The sequence below is a fragment of the Nocardiopsis sp. MG754419 genome (assembly GCF_018207095.1).
Taxonomy (GTDB): Bacteria; Actinomycetota; Actinomycetes; order Streptosporangiales; family Streptosporangiaceae; genus Nocardiopsis.
Genome location: NZ_QOCZ01000011.1, coordinates 43,917 through 63,048, shown reverse-complemented (window position 1 = coordinate 63,048; position 19,132 = coordinate 43,917). Strand labels below are relative to the sequence as shown.

Sequence of the window (19,132 nt, the reverse complement as noted above, 5' to 3'; positions counted from 1 at the left end):
CCCCCGAAGCATCCCCCGTGTCCTGACCCTGACCGCCGGAGCCCTGGCCCTTCCGCTGGCGCTGACCGCCTGTTCGGGCAACCGGGCCGAGATCGACGCGGCCTGCGCCGACATCCAGTCCCACATCGAAGCGGTCGACATGGCCGCGTCCAGCATCGAACAGGACATCCTCGTCGACGGGGTGCCCTACCAGGACCAGCACGCCGACGAGTTGGCCGCCCACCTGGACGATGTGCAGCGGCTTGAGGAGGCGGCGAGCGGTGACGTGCGCGAGGACGCCATCGAGCGGTTCGACGCCGTCGACGCCGTCCTGTGGGAACTGGACAACGGCGACGAGGCCGGCCTCACCGAGGCCCTGGAGTGGACCGCGGACACGCACGACATGATCCTCGGGGCCTGCGGCTTCTGATCGACCCGGGACGGCGGCGCGCCGAGTGCCGTCGCACGGGGACACCACACCGCGCACGGGGCGGGGACCGAACGGTCCCCGCCCCGTTTCCGGTGGAGGCGCGGTGCGGTGCGGCGCGGGGCGTCTCAGCGGCGCAGGCCGCCGACCGAGACCAGGTAGAAGACGATCAACCCCATCCAGGTGACGAACACACCGCCTCCCCCCGCCATGTGGCCGGCGACGGCGGTGAGGGGGAGCGCCAACCCCAGGCACACGATCGACAGGACCATGCGCACGTTGGTGGGCGGAAGTCCCCGGGGAACGTCGTCGCGCTGCCCCTGACGGGCCACGTGGTGCCGGACACGCTCATCGATGGTGTCGTCGACCCGGTCCACCAAGGCGGCGGCGATCGCCTCGTCGTACTCGGGTCCCAGCTCGCGGCTCGCGCGTAACGCGGCGGCGACCTCGTCCCTGTCCTTCGGGGGGTTCTCGGTCATGGCGCCATACTCGCACCACGACACCCGTCGTCACCCGATGGCGGGGCCGCATCAGGGGGAATTCGGGGTCGCCCCCGACCCGGGATCGGGGGTCCGTACGACGACGGGGCCGCCCTCCGATGTGGAGGGCGACCCCGTGCGCGTGTGCGGTCGCTAGCTCGCGAAGTCCAGCAGCTGCTGGGCCCGGCTCGGGTGGCGCAGCTTCGACAGCGACTGCTTCTCCAGCTGCCGGATGCGCTCGCGGGTCAGTCCCAGGTGCTTGCCGATCTCGTCCAGGGTGCGCGGACGCCCGTCCATCAGTCCGAACCGCAGCGACATGATGGTCGCCTCCCGCGGCTCCAGGTCGGAGAGCGCGTTGCGCAGCTGGTCGGCCATGAGCTGGCGGTCGACCACCTCGGAGGCCTCCGAGGCGTCCACGTCCTCGATCAGGTCACCGATGCGGGTCTCGCCGTCCTCACCGATGGTCGAGTCGAGGCTGATGGGCTGGCGGGTGACGCGCAGCAGCTCCTCGATCTGGGCCGGGGTCTTGTCCAGCTCCAGGCCCAGCTCCTCGGGCGTGGGCTCGCGGCCCAGCGCCTGGTGCATGTCGCGCTCCAGGCGGCTCACCTTGCTGAGGAGTTCCAGCACGTGCACGGGCAGTCGGATCGTGCGCGCCGAGTCGGCGAACCCGCGCTGGATCGCCTGCCGGATCCACCACATGGCGTAGGTGGAGAACTTGAAGCCCTTGGTGTAGTCGAACTTCTCCACGGCGCGGATGAGGCCGAGGTTGCCTTCCTGGACCACGTCCAGCAGCGACATCCCCCGGTCGCTGTACTTCTTGGCCACCGACACCACCAGGCGCAGGTTGGCCTCGAGCATGTGGGACTTGGCCTTGCGGCCGTCCTCGGCCACCCATTCGAGCTCTTCGCGCTCGACCTCGGCCATCTCGGCGGTCTCGTCGATCTGGCCGTGCTGCCCGAGCCGGTACTCGGCGTAGAGTCCGGCCTCGACACGCTTGGCCAGGTCCACCTCCTGCTCGGCGGTGAGCAGCTGCCGCCGCCCGATCGCCTTGAGGTAGGTGTGGACCGAGTCGCCCATGGCGGGCGACTGGTCGTCGAGGTCGGCCTCACCGGTCTCCGGGTCGGTGGTGGCCTGGGTGGTCTCGGTCTTCTTGGCGCGTCGCGTGGAGCGGGCCTTCCTCCGGGTGGAGGGGCCCTTGCGCGATGCGACCTTGCCGGATGCGGCCTTGGGTGCCTCGTCGGTGTCGGGCACCGTCGCGATGAGAGTGTTTTCCAGCACGTCGTCCTCGGCGTCAGGGTCGGCCACCATCGCGGAGTCCTCGCCCCCGTTGGCGAGCCGGACTCCGTTGTCGGTGAGTTCACGCAGGATGGAGCGGCCGTCACTGGAGGTGACTCCGGCCGCGGAGAAAGCGGTACGTAGTTCGGAGAGGGACAGATGTCCTTGAGCACGTCCCTGGGCGAGCAGGTCGGTCAGGGCCGCGCCGGCCTCGGTGGCCTGTGTCGGAGCGGCGCCGGTGGGGGCCTGGGCCGAGTGGCCGGAGGCTGCTAGGGCAGTGCTCGTCATCGGGGCACATCCCTCCCTTCCAAGACGTGTGGCACGTGGCGGAGGGTTACCGCCGACTGGACGTGCCAATATGTCCAACGTGTCGGCGAGTCAAATGTTCCCTGTCTCGATTGGATATCGGGGAGGGTGGCATAGATCACTGAGCCGCGAGTGGCGGTGAGTGCGCTCGTGCGGGTAAGAGAGGCGGCTTCACGTCGGCCCTCGGAGACCGGCGTGCGGGATCGTCCCGGCATGAGAGAGGCCGCGTAGACGCGCATGGGTGGACCTAGGGCTGTCGCCAACTGCGGACCTCCTTGGGGCCAGGGACCGAAGAGACCGGATACTCAGGTAGACGCCAGGGAGCTTTGGGAAGTTCCCCACCTTTTCGGGTCCGGTCGCGACGACCGTGTCCGAGAGGGCCGGGAAGGGGCGGTGGCCTGCCCGGTCGACCCGTGACGGCGGGTGGCCACGGCGTTGGGGTGGACGCCCGCTGCCGCCAGGGTCCCACGGGTTCGGACCACACCGGTAACGCCGGTTTCCCCGGGCCGATTCCCCGAGGGCCTCCGAGGCCCCGGTCCGAGGCCGCGCGGGCGCGCGCCGTCGGCCGCGTCGGACCACCGGCTCAACGCGCGGGCCGGCGCAGTTCCCTCAGATCCGGTTTGCCCGAGGCCAGCATCGGCAGCACCGCGCGCACGTCCAGTTCCCGCGGCGCCGCGTAGGCCGGCAGCCGCTCACGCACATGCGACCGCAGCTCCTCCAGCGCGGGCGGATCGGTCGGGTCCACGGGCACCACGACCGCGCACACCCGTTCCCCCCATTCGGCGTCGGGTCGGCCCACCACCACCGACTCGGCGACCTTCGGATGTCCGCTCAGAAGCGCGTTGACCTGGCCGGGGACCACCTTGTGACCACCGGTGTTGATCACCTCGTCCATCCGGCCCAGGACGTGGAGGCGGCCGTCGGCGTCCCTTCGGCCCAGATCGTTGGTGCGCAGCCACCGCAGCCCGGACGCGTCCTCGGTCAGGGCGTGCGGATCCGCGCTCGCCCCGGGTGCGGTCCGGTAGGCGGTGAGCAGGGTCGGACCGCCGAGCAGGATCCGTCCCGGGCCCCCCGTCTCCTCCGCGTCGATCCGCACGCGGACCCCGTCCAACGGAGCGCCGTCGTACACGCAACCGCCGCAGGTCTCGCTCATGCCATAGGTGGTGACGACCCGGCCGCCCGCGGCACGGGCCCGAGCCAGCAGGTCGGGTTCGGCGGCCGCGCCACCGAGCAGGATCGTGCCGAACACCGACAGGTCGACGTCGGCGGACAGGAGACGACGCAGTTGTGTGGGGACCAACGAGATGTGGGGACGACGACCTGCGGCCTCCCCGACGAGGGTGTCCACGTCGAAGGCGGAGTGCACCGCCCTGGCCCCGGTGACGTGGGCGCGCGTCATCACCTGGATCCCGGAGATGTGCCCGGCCGGCAGTACGCAGGACCAAGTGTCACCGGGGCGGGCGCCGATCCGGGCCACGGAGGCGCGCGCCGACGCCAGCAGGGCGGAGGCGGACAGTTCCACTCCCTTGGGAGCGCCGGTGGAACCCGAGGTGGTGACGACCAGTGCCGCGTCGAGCCCCACCGGCGCGCCACCGTCGAGGGGGACGACCCCCTCGGGGGTGCGCAGTGAGGAGGGGCGCAGGGAGGCGAGGAGTTCGGCGACACGGGCGTCGGGGGTGCCGTCGGGGAGGGGCAGCAGCGCGGGTCCGGTGCCCTCCAGGGCCGCCCCCAGTCTCCGCTCCAGGTCCTCGGGGGGCAGCCCGCGGACGGCCTGGAGGGCGCGTCCGCCCGGGACGAGCGGGGACGCGGATCGGTGCTCTTCGACTGCTGCCACGGTGCACCAGCGTACGCCCGCCGGCCCGACGCTCGGCCCGTCGGCGCACGGGAGGCGGGGGCGTGCCCGCGCGTCGCGGCCCGCCTGGCAGAATGCGTAGGATCGACGCGCGGACGCCGGGGTCTGACGGCCCTTCGCGTCCGGGTGCCCCAAGAGTTCCGCGTGAGGGAGAAGTAGAGCCGTGAGCAGCGTGATCGACTGGCAGCGGTCGGGCGAGTATTCCGACATCATCTACGAGACCGCGGAGGGCATCGCCAAGATCACGATCAACCGGCCCGAGCGGCACAACGCCTTCCGCCCGCAGACGCTGTTCGAGCTCCAGACGGCGTTCGGCATCGCCCGCGACGACTCCGAGGTCGGTGTGATCATCTTCACCGGCGCCGGCGACCAGGCGTTCTGCTCCGGCGGTGACCAGAAGATCCGCGGCGACGACGGTTACATCGGCGACGACGCCGTGGCCCGTCAGGGCATCGGCCGCCTCAACGTGCTGGACCTGCAGGTGCAGATCCGCCGTCTGCCCAAGCCCGTGATCTGCATGGTCGCCGGCTGGTCCATCGGCGGTGGCAACGTCCTCCAGGTCTGCTGCGACCTCACGATCGCCGCCGACAACGCCAAGTTCGGGCAGACCGGCCCCAAGGTCGGCTCCTTCGACGGCGGTTACGGCGCCTGGCTGCTGGCCGAGACCGTCGGCCTGAAGAAGGCCCGCGAGATCTGGTACCTGTGCCGCCAGTACAGCGCCCGGGAGGCCCAGGACATGGGCATGGTCAACTCGGTCGTGCCCCTGGCCGACCTGGAGAAGGAGACCGTGCAGTGGGCCCGCGAGATGCTGGACAAGTCGCCGCTGGCCCTGCGCATGCTCAAGGGTGCCATCAACGCCGTCAGCGACGGCGCGGCGGGCATGCAGCAGTTCGCCGGTGACGCCACCATGCTCTACTACATGAGCGAGGAGGCCCAGGAGGGCCGCGACGCCTTCAAGGAGAAGCGTCGCCCGGAGTTCGACAAGTTCCCGCGTCGCCCGTGACCACCTCCCGCACGCACGAGGAGCCCGGCCCGACGGGGGATTCCTCCCGGGGCCGGGCCTTCGCGATCGGTCTGCGCCACCGTTTCCGCGGCATCACCGTCCGCGAAGGGTTGCTGGTGCGCGGTCCCGCCGGGTGGGGTGAGTTCTCGCCCTTCGCCGAGTACGGGCCGCGTGAGGCCTCGCGCTGGTGGGCCGCCTGCCGTGAGGCCGCCGACCAGGGGTGGCCCGACCCGGTGCGCGATCGGGTCCCGGTCAACGTGACCGTGCCCGCGGTGGATCCCGAACGCGCCGCCGCGATCGTGGCCGCCGGAGGGTGCGCCACCGCCAAGGTCAAGGTCGCCGAGAAGGGCCAGGACCCGAGCGAGGACCTGGCCAGGATCGAGGCCGTGCGCTCCGCCATCGGGCCCTCCGGGCGGGTACGGGTCGACGCCAACGGCGCCTGGGACGTGGACACGGCCGTGCGGATGGTCCGCGAGCTCGACCGGTTCGACCTGGAGTACGTCGAACAGCCCTGCGCGACCCTGGAGGAACTGGGGGCGGTGCGTCGTCGCGTGGACGTGCCGGTGGCCGCCGACGAGTCCATCCGCCGAGCCGAGGACCCGCTGCGGGTGCGCGCCGCCGAGGCCGCCGACATCGTGGTGCTCAAGGTCCAGCCCCTGGGTGGGGTGCGGGCCGCGTTGCGCGTGGCCGAGGCCTGCGGCCTGCCGGTCGTGGTCTCCAGCGCCGTCGAGAGCTCGGTGGGTCTGGCCGCGGGTGTGGCCCTGGCGGCGGCGCTCCCCGAACTTCCCTACGCCTGCGGTCTGGCCACCATGCAGATGTTGACCGCCGACGTCACCACCGCACCGCTCCTGCCCGAGGACGGGTCCCTCCCGGTCCGGCCGGTCCACGTGGACGAGGAGGCGCTGACCGCGGTGGAGGTCGACGCCTCGGCCTGGCGGGAACGCGCCCGCGCGGCGGCGGCCGTGACGTCGTCCTGACCCGGATGGGGCGCCCACGACCTCGTCTTCGACCTGCGTTGACGTTCCGGTCGCGGGGGCCCGAGGTCGGGTGGGCATCAGATCACAGCCCGGTTCGGTCGCCCTGAGCGCCCGAACCGGGTTCACTGGAAGGGTGCCGGGAGGCGCGGGCGCACGTGGGAGCGTGGCCGTCGGAGTGAGGGGCACCGTGTGGTGCGGTCCGACCGCGCGGTGATACTTGGTCGATACCTTGACGAACGAAAGACTCTGCATGAATCCGTCTACCGCCCTGGCGCGGGTCCTCGTCGACGAACTGGCCCGTTGCGGGCTGGTCGAGGCCGTCGTCGCGCCCGGGTCGCGCTCGACACCCCTCGCGCTGGCCCTGGTCGCACACCCCGGGATCCGCGTCCACGTGCGCGTGGACGAACGTTCGGCCTCCTTCCTCGCCCTGGGCCTGGCCCGGGCCTCCCGACGCCCCGTGGCGGTCGTGTGCACCTCCGGCACCGCCGCCGCCAACTTCCACCCCGCGGTCATGGAGGCCGACGAGAGCGGCGTGCCGCTGTTGGTCCTGACCGCCGACCGCCCCCCGGAGCTGCGCGGTACCGGCGCCAACCAGACGGTGGACCAGATCGGCCTCTACGGCGGCGCGGTGCGCATGTTCACCGAGGTCGGAACCCCCGACCCCGCGCCCGGCATGGTCGCCTACTGGCGTTCGCTGACCTGTCGCGCCTGGGCCGCGGCTCTGGGCGGGCGTCCCGGCCCGGTCCACCTCAACGTGGCCTTCCGCGACCCGCTCACCCCCGACCAGACCGCCGGCGACGGATCCACCTGGACCGCGCCCCTGGACGGTCGCCCCGACGGTCGTCCCTGGATCTCGCGGCCCGGCCCGCACGACGAACCCGCCCCGTACGTGCTGCCCGACGTCGAGCGCGGCGTCATCGTTTGCGGCGACGGCGACTACGACCCGGTACCGTTCCTGGCTCTGTCCGAACTGACCGGGTGGCCGCTGTTGGCCGAACCGACCTCCAACGCCCGTCGCGCCGGCGCGATCTCCACCTACCGGCAGTTGCTGGCCGCGCCGGGTTTCGCCGACGCGCACACCCCCGAACTGGTGGTGAGCGTGGGCCGGCCCAACCTGTCCCGTCAGGTCCTCGCCTACCTGCGTCGCGCCGCACGCCACGTGGTGGTGACCGCCGCCTCCGTGGGCGACGCGCGGGCGAGCCTGCCCGACGACTTCTCCGACCCGGCCCGGACCGCCACCGACGTGGTCGCCGCCGTCGCACCGCCCGCCGGGGTGGGCGGGCGGGCCCCGGAACGTACGGCGTGGTCGCTGTCCTGGGAGCGCGCCGAGGACGCCGCCCGGCGGGTCGTCGACGGGGTGCTGGACGCCGAGGAGACCCTGTCCGAGCCGCGTCTGGCCAGAGACCTGGTCGCGCAACCGGCGGCCGGTGCGCTGCTCTTCGCCGGGGCCAGCATGCCGATTCGGGACCTCGACGCCACCATGCACGCCCGCTGCGGGGTGCGGCTGGTGGGCAACCGCGGGGTGAGCGGCATCGACGGCACTGTGTCCACGGCCATCGGCGCGGCCCTGGCGCACCAGAGGGAGAGCGACGCGCCCGCCTACGCGCTGCTCGGCGACCTGGCCCTGCTGCACGACCAGAACGGTCTGATCATCGGTCCGGGCGAGCCCCGCCCGGACCTGGCGATCGTGGTGGTCAACAACGACGGCGGCGGGATCTTCTCCGGTCTGGAGCAGGCCGGTCACCCGGACTTCGAGCGGGTGTTCGGTACCCCGCACGGGGTGTCCATGGAGCGGGTGGCGGCCGTGGCGGACCTGCCCTACACCCGTGTGGAGTGGGCCACCGACCTGCCCAAGGCGCTGCTGGGCGAAGGTCTGCGCATCGTCGAGGTGCGCACCACCCGCGCCGGCAGCGCGGCACTGCGCCGTCGACTCCAGGACGCCGTGGACGCCGCCGTGGCCCACCAGGGCTGACCGAGGCCGACACGCGCACACGAGGCGGGCAGACGCCGGACTCCGGTGTCTGCCCGCCTCGTGTGCGGACTCGCCGTCCGCGCGATCAGGGGCACGGCACCTCCGCGCGGTCACGGAGGCGTGTACACCTGGGCCGGTCGGGCGCCGGCCCTCGCCGGGGGAGGCCCCGTGGCGTCGACGGAGTCGTGGCCATGGGGGTGGCCGACGGGGCGCAGTGGTCCTTGTTCCGCGGGTCTCGTCCCGCCGGTCCTCCCGCCGGCCACCACCCCGTTCCGAGGCGGAGCCGCCTCCGCCCGCACCGACCCCGGTGCCGGCTCACCGCCGGGGGTCGACCTCGAAGGTGGCGGCGATGTCGTCGAGGACCCGGTGCGCGGAGATCAGGCCCACGCCGGACATCCAGTGGTCGTCGTCGACCTCGGTCTTCTCGCCCTCCAACTGCTCCCACAACGGGTTGGTGACGTACTGCTCCTTGGCCTCGTCCACCTCGCCCTCACCGTCGTCGTAGGTGGCGACGAGGATGTGCTCGGCGTCCAGGTCCAGCAGCCGTTCGGGGCTGTGGTAGGTCGCGATCTCCTCGGTCTCGGTGTCGGTGTTCTCGCTCGCGGGCAGGCCCACGTCGTCCAGGATCACCCCGATGTAGGAGTGCCGGCTGTACAGGCGCACACCCTCGGCGTCGCCGGCGAACCGCACGACCGAGACGCTCGGCGGGTCGCCGTCGTCGGCCGCGGCGATCTCCTCGCCGATGGCGGCGGCCCGCTCCTCGAACTCGGTGACCAGCCGTTCGGCCTCCTCCACCTGGCCCATGGCCTCGCCCGTCAGGAGCAGGTTCTCCTTCCAGGAGTCACCGGTGTCGGTGGACATCACCGTGGGCGCGACCTCGGACAACTGGTCGTAGCCGTCGCCGTGCCGCACCTTCGCCGACAGGATGAGGTCGGGTTCGACCTGGGCGACCAGTTCGGGGCTGATCTCCCACAACAACCCCACGGACGTGGCCTCGGAGGCGTCACCGGTGTTCCAGTCGCTCTCGGACAGGTAGGCGGGCAGCGCGTCCTGGTTCTCGGCCACCTGGGTGTAGCCCACCACGGTTCCGCCCAAGGCCAGGGTGGCGTCCACGTAGGTGAAGTCCAGCGGCAGGATCCGGGCGGGGGCGGCGGGGACCTCGGTGGAACCCAGTGCGTGCTCGACGGTGAGGGGAAAGCCCTCGCCCGCGGAGCCGTCGTCGGTGGTCTCGGTGTCGGGGCCGCTCGCGCCGCAGGCGGCGAGCAACAGGGTGGAGGCGGCCGCCAACGCGGTGAGGCCGGTGCGCGTCGGGCGGGCGTGGGGCGTCATGGTGGGGGCTCCCGAACGGTACGGATCGGTGTCACGTGCGCGAACACCGCGAAGATGACGTCCCGGTGCGGGACGTGGCAAACTTAGGCCATTCGAGTGTGGCTAGGCAAACCTAAGTTAGGTCTGCCTGGCCTCTGTCGTGAGAGGGGGCCGTGTGACCCGAGCGACCGGGCACCGCGGTGGCGCGGTGGCGGCCCGACGTTCGCGCAGGCTGGTCGGACTGCTGCTGCTCGTCCTGGCCCTGATGGCGGCTCTGGCCGCCAGTGTGCTGGTGGGCGCGCGCACCCTGGACCCCGGCGCCGTCTGGCTCGCGCTCACTTCCACCGCGGGGGCCGAGGCCGACGTCATCGTCAACGAGATCCGGGTACCGCGCACCGTGCTCGGCCTGGCGGCCGGGGTCTCGCTGGGGTTGGGCGGTGCCCTCATGCAGGGTCACACCCGCAACCCGCTGGGGGACCCGAGCATCCTCGGCGTCACCTTCGGCGCCGCCCTGTTCGTGGTGCTGGGCATCGCCCTGTTCGGGGTCACCGCCCTGCACGCCCAGGCCTGGTTCGCGTTCGCCGGAGCGAGCGTGGCCGTGGTGCTGGTCTACGCGGTGGCCGCGGTCCCCGGTCGAGGTCCCACCCCGGTGACGTTGGCCCTGGCCGGGACGGCGGTGAGCTGGCTGGCCTACTCGGTCACCTCGGGGCTGGTACTGCTCGACCAGTCCACCATGGAGAACTTCCGGTTCTGGCGGGTGGGCTCGCTGGTGGGGCGCGATCCCTCGATCATCCCGCAGATGCTGCCGGTGGTCGCCGTGGGCACGGTGTTGGCCCTGGCCAACGCCCGCGCCCTCAACGCCCTGGCCTTGGGAGAGGACACCGCCCGCGCCCTGGGCTACCGGGTGGGGCGTGAACGTGTGGTCGGCCTGGTCGCCATCACCCTGCTCACGGGCATCACCGTGGCGGCCTGCGGGCCCATCGCGTTCGTGGGCCTCATCGTGCCGCACCTGGCGCGGGGGATCGTCGGCGCCGACCACCGGCTGCTGTTGCCCTACTCCGCGCTCATGGGCGCCGTGCTGCTCCTGACCGCCGACGTGCTCGGCCGGTTCCTCGCCCCACCCGGCGAACTCCAGGTCGGGGTGGTCCTGGCCCTGGTGGGAGCCCCCTTCTTCCTCCACGTCGTCCGCCGTCGGAAGCTGTTCACGCTATGACCCTCACACGGAACCGCCTCTCCCCGCGTCGAACGGTCGGTGCGGGCCCGGTGGCGTTGCGTCTGCGGCCCCGCCTGGTGGTGGTCGGCTCCGCCCTGCTGGTGGGCCTGGTGGCGTCGGTGGCGCTGAACCTGTCCGTCGGGGACGTGTTGGTCCCTCCCGATCGGGTGTGGGCCAACGTCATCGGCGCCACCTACGACGATCACTTCACCATCTGGCGGGTGCGCATGCCGCGTGTGGTGGTGGGGTTGCTGGCCGGTGCCGCCCTGGCCGCGGCCGGGGCCATCACCCAGACCATCATGCGCAACCCGCTGGCCAGTCCCGACCTGCTCGGGGTCACCCACGGGGCGAGTGCGGCCGTGGTGGCGATGATGGCGGTCGGCGGCGGCTACGGCATCCTCGGCGGGGGTCTCGCCCGGGTCGGCGTGCCCGTGGTCGCCCTGGCCGGCGGGCTCGCGGCCGGGGCGCTCTGTTACGGCCTGGCGCGACGCCACGGACTGGACGGCCTCCGGCTGCTGTTGGTGGGCGTCGGGGTGTCCACCATCCTGATGAACCTGACTCTGTGGATGCTCACGCTGGGGGAGGTCTCCGACACCGGTCGGGCCATGGTGTGGATCGCCGGATCCCTGTCGATGCGCACCTGGGTGAACGCGGTCCCCGTCGCGATCGCCCTCGCGATCCTGCTGCCCCTGGCCCTGGTCGGCTCGCGCACCCTGGACGCGCTGGCCTTCGGTGACGACGTGGTGCGCGCGTGGGGGGTCCGACTGGAACGGGCGCGCACTGGCCTGCTGGTCCTTGCCGTGCTGTTGGCGGCCTTCGGCACCTCCGCCGCGGGTCCGATCCTGTTCGTGTCGCTGGCGGCACCCCAGATCGCTCTGCGGCTGGGGCGCGCGGCCCGCCCCCCGGTGCTGCTCTCGGCGCTGGTGGGGGCCGTCATGGTGGGTGTCGCCGACCTGGTGGCGCGCACCCTCTTCACGGTTCCGCTGCCGGTCGGTGTCGTCACCGGCTGCCTGGGCGCCCTCTATCTCATCCACCTCCTCGCCCGCGGCAACCGAAGGACCCACGCGTGACCACCGAACACACCCGTCCCGCCGCGGCCGCGCGCCACCGCCTGAGCGCGCGCGGACTCACCCTGGCCTACGACGAACGTGTCATCGTCGACCGTTTGGACACCGACATCGTCGAGGGCACCGTCACCTGTGTGGTCGGCCCCAACGGCTGCGGCAAGTCCACCCTGCTGCGGGCGCTGGGCCGACTCATGCGTCCGCACGCCGGTCTGGTGGAGCTGGACGGGCGCGACATCCACCGCACCCCCACCCGAGAGGTCGCCCGTGCGCTGGGCGTGCTGCCCCAGCAGCCCACCGCGCCCGACGGGCTGACCGTGGCCGACCTGGTCGGCCGTGGACGCCACCCCGCCCAGCGTTGGTACCGGCAGTGGTCGGGCGACGACCACGAGGCGGTGTCGCGGGCCCTGGCGCGCACGGGTCTGCTGGAGTTGGCCGACACCCCGTTGCAGGAGCTGTCCGGAGGCCAACGGCAACGGGCGTGGATCTCCATGGTCCTGGCCCAGGGCACCGACCTGCTGCTGTTGGACGAGCCCACCACCTTCCTGGACCTGGTGCATCAGGTGGACGTGCTGGATCTGGTCCGCGAGCTGCACCGGGAGGGCGGCCGGACGATCGTGATGGTCCTGCACGACCTCAACCTGGCGGCGCGCTACGCCGACACGGTCATCGCCATGCGGGACGGACGTGTGGTGGCCTCCGGAACACCGGCCGAGGTCTTCACCCCGGACCTGCTGCGCGCGACCTTCGACCTGGAGGCGGTGGTCGCCGTCGACCCGGTCACCGGCGGTCCGCTCATCGTCCCCGTCGGTCGTGCCGGAGGCGGCGTGTGATCGAGCCGGTGCTCCGGGGGTGGGTGCGACCCCACGGCGTGCGTGAAGAGCGGCTCCGGCCCGGTCGGGAGACTCCGCTCGCTCGACGCGTCGACGGAAACGGCGCGTACACGGCGTGATCACGAGAAAGTGACCCATGTCACCAGGGCGAGGCTTCTGGACGACGCGGCATGGGTAGGCGAGTATCACCAAGAGGTCCAACGGTGAGTGTTCGCACAATGCCCCAGCGTGGGATGACCACGGCCGTGTAAGGGAGTTGTCAGGGCGTTCACCCGGGTTTCACCCCGACGTGTGGAACCTCGGCCAAGGTCGAGAGCGACCGGCAGGACCCACTGCCCGCACCACTCCGCGCCCCCGAGCGGAGCCCCGCAGCCCCCTCGGGAGCGCGGAGCAGTCACGAATTCCGAGGAGAACGCGTGCCCGAATCCGCGCCCCGCCGCCGCCTTCTGCCGCTGATCGGCGGTGTCGGTGGTGGTCGATCAGCGAAGACCTGCCTGTACCGGTGTGGCAACGCCTGCTTCCACCCCGCCCCCAACAAGAGCGACAACCCCTACTTCGGTGACATCTTCCAGGGCGTGCTCTCCCGCCGCACCGCCCTGAAGGGTGCCGTGGTCGGTTCCGGCGCCGGTGCGCTGGGCTGGGCGGCCATGAGCCCGGCCGCCGCGGACCGGAACCCCGACCGCCCCCACCCGTCGCCGCGCCCCACGTTCAAGAGCGTGCTGCCCAACACCCGCGACGAGGTCTCGGTCCCCGAGGGCTACGACCACCACGTCATCATCCGCTGGGGCGACCCGGTGCTGCCCGACGCCCCGGAGTTCGACTTCGCGAACCAGACCGGTGAGGCCCAGGCCCGGCAGTTCGGCTACAACTGCGACTACGTCGGGTTCTTCACCCTCGACGACGACCACGGTCTGCTGTGGGTCAACCACGAGTACACCAACGAAGAGATCATGTTCGCCGGCTACACCGACGGCGCCGCGGCCGACCCGGAGTGGATCCGGGTGGCGATGGCCGCGCACGGCGGTTCGGTGGTGGAGCTGGAACGGGTCGACGGCACCGGCCAGTGGAGACTGATCACCGAGGGCGAGCGCTCCTTCAACCGACGCATCACCCCCGAGACCGCCTTCCGGGTCGCCGGCCCCGCGGCCGGACACGCACTGCTGCGCACCGAGGCCGACCCCGAGGGCGTTCGGGTCCTGGGCATGCTCAACAACTGCGCCGGTGGCATGACCCCCTGGGGCACCATCCTCAGCGGCGAGGAGAACTTCAACCAGTACTTCGTCGGCGCGCCCGACACCGAGGAGTACGCCCGGTACGGGTTCCCCACCGACTACTCGGGCCGGCGCTGGGACCGGGTCGACGAGCGTTTCGACCTCGCCCGACACCCCAACGAGGCCCACCGTTTCGGGTACATCGTGGAGATCGACCCGCACGACCCCGACTCCACCCCGGTCAAGCGCACCATGCTCGGTCGCTTCAAGCACGAGGGCGCCAACGTCAACCTCACCGAGGACGGACGTGTGGCCGCCTACATGGGCGACGACGAGCGCTTCGACTACCTGTACAAGTTCGTCAGCGACAAGAAGTACGTCGAGGGCTCGCACAAGCACAACATGACGTTGCTGGACACCGGCACCCTGTACGTGGCCCACCTGGAGGGCAACAGCCCGGCCGAGGAGATCGACGGCACCGGCACGCTGCCCTCCGACGGCGAGTTCGACGGCACCGGCGCGTGGATCCCGCTGTGCAGCGACACCGAGAGCTTCGTCGCGGGCTTCTCCGTGGCCGAGGTGCTGATCCACACCCGTCTGGCCGCGGACACGGTCGGCGCCACCAAGATGGACCGCCCCGAGGACGTCGAGCCCAGCCCGGTCACCGGCAAGGTCTACTGCGCGCTCACCAACAACAGCTCCCGCGAACCGGGTCAGGCCGACGAGCCCAACCCGCGCGGTCCCAACAAGTTCGGGCACGTCCTGGAGATCATCGAGGACGGCGCGGACTCGGCGGCCACCACCTTCGCCTGGATCGTGCCGTTGGTCTGCGGTGACCCGGAGGACGACTCCACGTACTACGCCGGCTACGACAAGTCCAAGGTCATGCCGGTCTCGGCCCCCGACAACCTGGCCTTCGACAAGCACGGCAACCTGTGGATCTCCACCGACGGCCAGCCCAGCAGCCTGGAGACCAACGACGCCCTGCACGTGATGCCGGTGGAGGGTCGCTTCCGCGGTGAACTGCGGACCTTCGCCACCGTCCCGGTCGAGGCCGAGACCTGCGGTCCGCTCATCACCGAGGACCAGAAGACGGTGTTCCTCGCGCCGCAGCACCCCGGCGAGAACGGCACGGTCGAGCAGCCCACCAGCGTGTGGCCCGACGGTGACTTCCCGCGCCCGTCGGTGGTGTGCGCCTGGCACAAGGGCGGCCGCGACGTCGGCGCCTGATCCCCGCTCCGAGCCCCGGCCCGGACCAGACCACCGGCCCCGGTCCCTCCGTCGTGGGGGAGGACCGGGGCCGGTTCGCGTCCCCATGCCGCCCCGAATGCGGTGGCTCCGGCGGGAGCCGCGCAGGCGCGGCGAGCCCTACAGTTCCCGCCCCAGGTACAGGGAGGAAGGGGCGTCCGCGTAGGCGCCGAAGGCCGGCACCGGCGTGTACCGGTGCTTGGTGTAGAACCGCACCGCGTCGGGTTGGCGGTCCCCGGTCTCCAACAGCAGCCGCCTCCAGCCCAGGGAACGGGCCCGCTCCTCCAGCGCCGCCAACACCCGGGCGGCCGCGCCCGACCCACGGTGTGCGGGAAGCACGTACATGCGCTTGACCTCCCCGCTGTGGTCGCCCAGATCGCGCAGTCCACCGCACGCCACGGCGGTGCCGGAGGCGTCACGGGCCACGACGAACACCGTGATGTCGGCGGCCGAGGGCGGGGTGCCCGGCTCGGAGTCGGGGGTGCCGTAGCGCTCGGCGATCTCCGCCCGCTGCCGGGCGCGCAGGGCGACCCCGTCGGGGTCCTCCCAGGTCACGAACTCGATGTGCATGGCCGTGACGGTAACCGCACGGTGTTTCCGGACTGTTTCCCACCCGTGCCGCGAGGCTCAGTCCTCGGGGTCGGTGAGGGCCTCGCGCATCACCCGGAACTTGGACTCGGTCTCGGCCAGTTCCGCCTCGGGATCGGATCCGGCGACGATGCCGCCGCCCGCGTACAGGCGCGCGCGGTGTCCGTCCACGCGGGCGCTGCGCAGCGCGATCCCCCATTCGGCGTTGCCCGCGCCGTCCAGCCAACCCACCGGACCCGCGTAACCGCCCCGGTCCATGCCCTCGACCCGGGCGATGTGGCGCATGGCGGCCTCGGTGGGGGTCCCGCCCACGGCGGCGGTGGGGTGCAGCGCCGCCACGGCGTCCAGGGCCGACACCCCCGGGGCCAGTCGCGCGTGCGCCCGCGTGGCCAGGTGCTGGACGTTGGCGAGCCGGAGCAGATGCGGCCGGGACGGGACGGTGAGCTCCTCGGCCAGCGGCTCCATGGCGGTGCGCAGGGAGTCCACGGCCAGGCCGTGCTCCTCCACGTCCTTGGCCGCGTTCATCATCTCCCGGCCCAGGCGCCGGTCGGACTCCTCGTCCTCGCCGCGGGGGCGGGTCCCGGCCAACACCAGGGAGGTGAACTCGCTGCCCTCCATGCGCAGCAGGAGCTCGGGGGTGGCACCGACCATCCCGTCCACGGAGAAGGTGAAGCAGTCGGGGAAGCGGGTGCGCAGGCGTTCCAACAGCACACGCACGTCCAGCGGCTCCCGGGCCTCGGCGTGGGCGTCACGGGCCAGCACGGCCTTGTCGAGCTCGCCCGCGCGGATGCGCGCGACCGTCCCGGCGATCACGTCCATCCACTGTGCGGGGGAGAGGGAACCGGGGTGCCACGTCAGGGGCCCCACCGGACGCGGATCGGTGGTGGGGCGCAGCAGTTCCTCGGGGTCCTCCCCGGGTGTGTCCGTGATGGTGGTCAACCAGGTGCGGCCCGCGCGTCTGCCCACGAGCACCCGGGGCACGACGAGCGCCGAACCGGGGGAGGTGGGCGCGAAGGTGAAGGTGCCGAAGGTGATCGGGCCGGTGCCCGGCAGACGCACCTCGTCCTCCACCTCGGCGTTGTCGAGCAGGGCGCCGAACCAGCGGGCCGCCCGCCCGATGCGCGTGTTGTCGGTGGGCGCGGTGCCCTCGGGGGCGACCTCGGGCTCCATGCGCGCCGCCTCGCCCCAGCCCACGAGTCCCTCGTCCTCGGTCAACCAGGCCAGGGGCGCGGCCTCCGGCAGGCGCCGGACCGGACTGTCGGCCCGGTCGGCCAGCGGGACGGTGCGGACGAACAGTTTGGGTGGGTTCTGCGCGGCGTTCACGGGATTCGAGTCTAGAACCTCGCTCGGCGGGTCGTGTCCCCGGTGCGTCGCAGGTGGGCTGCTCACCGGAGGTCCGTTCCCCACCTCGGACGGTCACGTGGAGTGCACTCTTTGCCTGCAGGGGAGTGTGCCCACTCCCGGGGCCCTGTCCCCACGGTGCTTCATTGACCTGCGAGAACATTCCCGGGGCCGGGACGGTGCGAGGTTATCCACACATTGGCTGAATCGTATCCGAAACTTGACATATTGCCCTACTCTGGGTCGCGGCGTGGCGCCAGGGGAACGGCGACGCGCGTACATCCCCGAAGGAGAACGTTGATGCGATCCATGGCTCGGGCCCTGACCACGCCGCGCGCCGGGGGCCGGTGGGCCGCGGCCGTGGCCACCGCCACGGTGCTGTTGGCGGGCTGCTCCGCCAATGGTGGCGATCCCGCCTCCGACGATGACCGCGAGCCCGGTGGTGAGGGCATCGCGGCCCCCGTCGCCTGTCAGGCCGACGACGACAAGCGGCAGATGCGCGGTGCGTGGCTCACCACCGTGCGCAACATCGACTGGCCCTCCGAACCCGGGCTGTCGGCCGACGAACAGAAGGCCGAACTCGACACGTGGCTGGACGAGTCCGTGGAGATGGGCCTCAACGCCGTCTTCCTGCACGCCCGTCCCACCGCCGACGCCGTCTACGACTCCGAGCTGGAGCCCTGGGCCCGCTACCTGACCGGCGAGCAGGGCGGCGACCCGGGTTACGACCCGCTGGAGTACGCGGTCGAGGAGGCGCACGAGCGCGGACTGGAACTGCACGCCTGGTTCAACCCCTACCGTGTGGGCCTGCAGGACCCCGACGTGGAGAACCTGGCCGACGACCACCCCGTGGTGCAGAACCCGGACTGGCTGGTGGACTTCGGCAGCGAGGCCTACGTCGACCCCGGCAACCCCGAGGTTCGCGCGTGGGTCACCTCCGTCATCATGGACGTCGTCGAGCGCTACGACATCGACGGCATGCACTTCGACGACTTCTTCTACCCCTACCCGCAGGACGGCGCCACCTTCGACGACGACGCCAGCTGGGAGGCCCACGGCGGCGACTTCGACGACCGTGGCGACTGGCGACGCGACAACGTCGACCAGCTCATGCGGGACGTGCACGGTCGGATCCAGGAGACCAAGCCCTGGGTGAGCTTCGGGGTCTCTCCGTTCGGCATCTGGCGCAACGACTCCACCGACCCCGCCGGTTCGCCCAGCTCCGGCCTGCAGTCCTACGACGCCCAGTACGCGGACACCCGCACCTGGATCCAGGAGGGGACGGTGGACTACGTCGCGCCCCAGCTGTACTGGGAGCGCGGGTTCTCCACCGCCGACTACGAGGCCATGACCGACTGGTGGGCGGACGAGGTCGAGGGTACCGACGTGGACCTGTACGTCGGTCAGGCCGCCTACCGCCTGGGGGAGGACGGCTGGACCGACGACGACGCCCTGAGCACCCAACTCGACTACTCCGGCGAGCTCGACCAGGTCTCCGGTGACATCTACTTCTCCATCAAGAGCATGCGGGACAACGCCGGCGCGGTCGACCACCTGCTGGGCGGCCACTACTCCGAAGCGGCGCTGCCTCCGGTGATCGAGGACCCCGAGGGCGAGGGGCCCCGGGCCGGCGCGGTCGACGACGTGGAGGCACGGAGCGTCGACTCCGGCGTCGAGGTGGAGTGGAACGAGGTCGAGGACGCCCGTTTCTACGCTCTCTACCGCTTGCCGGCGGAGGCCGCGCAGGCCCTGGAGTCCGGTGACGAGGACGCCTACTGCTCGGCGCTCACGGCGGAGCACCTGGTCGGCATGACCGGTGAGCCCACGCTGACCGACACCGAGCCCCTGGAGGACGGCGCCGGCTACGTCGTCACGGCCCTCGACGACTACCGGGCGGAGGGTCCGGTCGGCGCGATCGCCGACGTGCGCGGCTGAGCCGGTCGCCGCGCCCATGAGGCCGGGGCCCGCATCCTTTCGGGGATGCGGGCCCTTCTCGTGCGCGCCGCCCCCGCGCGACCACGCGCGACCACGCGCGCTTCTGTCGGAGGGTCCAGGG

15 protein-coding genes are annotated in these 19,132 nt (G+C 71.9%); 9 read left to right on the top strand and 6 right to left on the bottom strand.

The window, feature by feature from the left end; all coding sequences use genetic code 11:
• The coding region (locus tag DSY14_RS03865; protein WP_249187285.1) for a hypothetical protein at positions 1 to 409 on the top strand (409 nt) is incomplete at its 5' end.
• Positions 410 to 534: 125 nt separating this feature from the next.
• Here DSY14_RS03865 and DSY14_RS03860 read toward each other — a convergent pair.
• From DSY14_RS03860 to DSY14_RS03850, 3 genes are all read right to left on the bottom strand, one after another.
• The gene (locus DSY14_RS03860) at positions 535 to 885 is read right to left on the bottom strand and encodes a hypothetical protein (RefSeq protein WP_211715032.1); all 351 of its coding nucleotides are present in this window, start codon (positions 883 to 885) and stop codon (positions 535 to 537) included.
• A 153-nt stretch (positions 886 to 1,038) separates the two neighbouring features.
• A complete protein-coding gene (locus DSY14_RS03855) occupies positions 1,039 to 2,448 on the bottom strand; it encodes an RNA polymerase sigma factor (protein WP_211715031.1) in 1,410 nt (469 codons plus the stop codon).
• A 601-nt stretch (positions 2,449 to 3,049) separates the two neighbouring features.
• Positions 3,050 to 4,300 (bottom strand): AMP-binding protein, encoded by a 1,251-nt coding sequence (locus tag DSY14_RS03850; protein ID WP_211715030.1) that lies wholly within the window; start codon positions 4,298 to 4,300, stop codon positions 3,050 to 3,052.
• Positions 4,301 to 4,481: 181 nt separating this feature from the next.
• On the opposite strand from DSY14_RS03850, the gene menB reads away from it, so the two are divergent.
• The 3 genes from menB to menD all read left to right on the top strand — a co-directional run bounded on the left by menB (position 4,482) and on the right by menD (position 8,270).
• Positions 4,482 to 5,321, top strand: a complete 840-nt coding sequence (menB, locus tag DSY14_RS03845; RefSeq protein WP_211715029.1) for a 1,4-dihydroxy-2-naphthoyl-CoA synthase — start codon at positions 4,482 to 4,484, stop codon at positions 5,319 to 5,321.
• Complete coding sequence (locus DSY14_RS03840) at positions 5,318 to 6,298, top strand: o-succinylbenzoate synthase (RefSeq protein ID WP_211715028.1); 981 nt, start codon at positions 5,318 to 5,320, stop codon at positions 6,296 to 6,298. Before menB ends, DSY14_RS03840 begins: the two co-directional genes overlap by 4 nt.
• A gap of 250 nt (positions 6,299 to 6,548) precedes the next feature.
• Positions 6,549 to 8,270, top strand: coding sequence for a 2-succinyl-5-enolpyruvyl-6-hydroxy-3-cyclohexene-1-carboxylic-acid synthase (gene menD / locus DSY14_RS03835; protein WP_211715027.1), 1,722 nt, complete (start codon positions 6,549 to 6,551; stop codon positions 8,268 to 8,270).
• A 315-nt stretch (positions 8,271 to 8,585) separates the two neighbouring features.
• Here menD and DSY14_RS03830 read toward each other — a convergent pair whose 3' ends face one another.
• On the bottom strand, positions 8,586 to 9,599 hold the full coding sequence (locus DSY14_RS03830) for an iron-siderophore ABC transporter substrate-binding protein (protein ID WP_211715026.1): 1,014 nt from the start codon (positions 9,597 to 9,599) through the stop codon (positions 8,586 to 8,588).
• A 154-nt stretch (positions 9,600 to 9,753) separates the two neighbouring features.
• Here DSY14_RS03830 and DSY14_RS03825 point away from each other — a divergent pair, with 154 nt between their 5' ends.
• The 4 genes from DSY14_RS03825 (at position 9,754) to DSY14_RS03810 (ending at position 15,129) form a co-directional block, all read left to right on the top strand.
• On the top strand, positions 9,754 to 10,791 hold the full coding sequence (locus DSY14_RS03825) for an iron ABC transporter permease (protein ID WP_307851120.1): 1,038 nt from the start codon (positions 9,754 to 9,756) through the stop codon (positions 10,789 to 10,791).
• Positions 10,788 to 11,861 (top strand): iron chelate uptake ABC transporter family permease subunit, encoded by a 1,074-nt coding sequence (locus DSY14_RS03820; RefSeq protein WP_211715025.1) that lies wholly within the window; start codon positions 10,788 to 10,790, stop codon positions 11,859 to 11,861. Before DSY14_RS03825 ends, DSY14_RS03820 begins: the two co-directional genes overlap by 4 nt.
• Positions 11,858 to 12,688 carry an ABC transporter ATP-binding protein gene (locus tag DSY14_RS03815; protein ID WP_211715024.1) on the top strand — a complete coding sequence of 277 codons (831 nt, stop codon included), beginning with the start codon at positions 11,858 to 11,860 and terminating at the stop codon, positions 12,686 to 12,688. The genes DSY14_RS03820 and DSY14_RS03815 overlap by 4 nt, the downstream gene beginning before the upstream one ends.
• Before the next feature lie 416 nt (positions 12,689 to 13,104).
• On the top strand, positions 13,105 to 15,129 hold the full coding sequence (locus DSY14_RS03810; RefSeq protein ID WP_211715023.1) for a PhoX family phosphatase: 2,025 nt from the start codon (positions 13,105 to 13,107) through the stop codon (positions 15,127 to 15,129).
• Positions 15,130 to 15,267: 138 nt separating this feature from the next.
• Here the strand turns inward: DSY14_RS03810 and DSY14_RS03805 are convergent, their stop codons facing one another.
• Positions 15,268 to 15,717 (bottom strand): GNAT family N-acetyltransferase, encoded by a 450-nt coding sequence (locus DSY14_RS03805; protein WP_211715022.1) that lies wholly within the window; start codon positions 15,715 to 15,717, stop codon positions 15,268 to 15,270.
• A 57-nt stretch (positions 15,718 to 15,774) separates the two neighbouring features.
• A complete protein-coding gene (locus DSY14_RS03800) occupies positions 15,775 to 17,058 on the bottom strand; it encodes an isochorismate synthase MenF (RefSeq protein ID WP_211715021.1) in 1,284 nt (427 codons plus the stop codon).
• A gap of 318 nt (positions 17,059 to 17,376) precedes the next feature.
• Here DSY14_RS03800 and DSY14_RS03795 point away from each other — a divergent pair, with 318 nt between their 5' ends.
• Positions 17,377 to 19,011 carry a glycoside hydrolase family 10 protein gene (locus DSY14_RS03795; RefSeq protein WP_211715020.1) on the top strand — a complete coding sequence of 545 codons (1,635 nt, stop codon included), beginning with the start codon at positions 17,377 to 17,379 and terminating at the stop codon, positions 19,009 to 19,011.
• The last annotated feature ends 121 nt before the right edge of the window (positions 19,012 to 19,132 follow it).